This window comes from Rhizobium sp. M1 (assembly GCF_002531805.1).
In the GTDB taxonomy this organism is placed as follows: domain Bacteria; phylum Pseudomonadota; class Alphaproteobacteria; order Rhizobiales; family Rhizobiaceae; genus Rhizobium; species Rhizobium etli_C.
In genome coordinates this window covers 1-1,411 of the sequence record NZ_NWSW01000105.1, presented here as the reverse complement: position 1 = coordinate 1,411, position 1,411 = coordinate 1, and the positions used below count along the sequence as shown (strand labels likewise).

The 1,411-nt window shown below is 65.3% G+C and carries 1 protein-coding gene; it reads left to right on the top strand.

All coding sequences use genetic code 11. The features are described 5' to 3' along the window. A partial coding sequence (traA, locus tag CO655_RS33110; protein ID WP_097667972.1) for a Ti-type conjugative transfer relaxase TraA occupies positions 1 to 1,411 on the top strand: 1,411 nt, incomplete at both ends.

Below are 1,411 nucleotides of genomic sequence, written 5' to 3'. Positions count from 1 at the left end.
CACCTGATGACGACGCTGCGGCCGCTGACCGAGGAGGGGTTCGGCCCGAAAGGCACTCCAATTTTGGCAGAAAATGGCGAACCGTTGCGTGTCGTCACGCCGAACTGGCCGAACGGGAAGATCGTCTATAAGGTCTGGGCCGGCGACAAGGAAACCCTGAAAGCCTGGAAGATCGCCTGGGCCGAGACCGCCAATCGGCACCTGGCGCTTGCCGGCCACGAGATCCGGCTCGACGGGCGTTCCTATGCCGAACAGGGCTTGGACGGCATCGCGCAGAAGCATCTCGGACCGGAGAAGGCGGCGCTGGCAAGGAAGGGCAGGGAACTCTACTTCGCGCCGGCCGATCTTGCGCGGCGCCAGGAAATGGCCGACCGGCTGCTTGCCGAGCCCGAGCTTCTGTTGACGCAGCTCGTCAACGAACGCTCCACCTTCGACGAACGCGACATCGCCAAGGCGCTGCATCGTTATGTCGACGATCCCTCCGACTTCGCCAATATCCGGGCGCGGCTGATGGCGTCGAACGAACTCGTCCTGCTGAAGCCGCAGGAGATCGACACGGAGACGGGCAAGGCCTCCGAACCGGCGGTGTTCACCACGCGGGGTATGCTGCGCATCGAATATGAGATGGCGCAGTCGGCGCGGGTTTTGTCGGAACGTCGCGGCTTCGGCGTTTCCGAGCGGCATGTGAAAGCGGCGATCGAAAGCATCGAGACGTTGGATCCGCAAAAGCGCTTCCGGCTCGATCCGGAACAGGTCGATGCTATCCGTCATGTCACCGGCGATGATGGCATCGCTGCTATCGTCGGCCTTGCCGGCGCCGGCAAATCGACGCTGCTTGCTGCCGCGCGTGTTGCCTGGGCAAGCCAAGGCCGCCGGGTGATCGGTGCCGCCCTTGCCGGCAAGGCGGCAGAAGGTCTCGAAGACAGTTCCGGCATCCGGTCGCGCACACTCGCCTCTTGGGAACTGACGTGGGCCAATGGCCGCGACACGCTGCACCGCGGCGACGTGGTGGTGATCGACGAGGCCGGCATGGTGTCGTCGCAGCAGATGGCCCGCGTGCTTGACATCGTCGAGCAGGCGGAGGCGAAGGTCGTGCTGGTCGGCGATGCGATGCAGCTGCAGCCGATCCAGGCGGGCGCGGCGTTCCGGGCGATCAGCGAACGCATCGGTTTCGCTGAGCTTGCCGGCGTGCGCCGCCAGCGCCACGAATGGGCGCGCGATGCCTCGCGTCTGTTTGCGCGCGGCGAAATCGACAAGGGCCTCGACGCCTATGCTGGGCATGGTCATGTGGTCGAGGCGCAGACGCGCGGCGAGATCGTCGATCGCATCGTTGCCGATTGGACGGACGCGCGCAGAGAGGCAATCGGTCGATCTGTTTCCAAGGGCAGGGACGGCAGTCTTCGCGGCGACG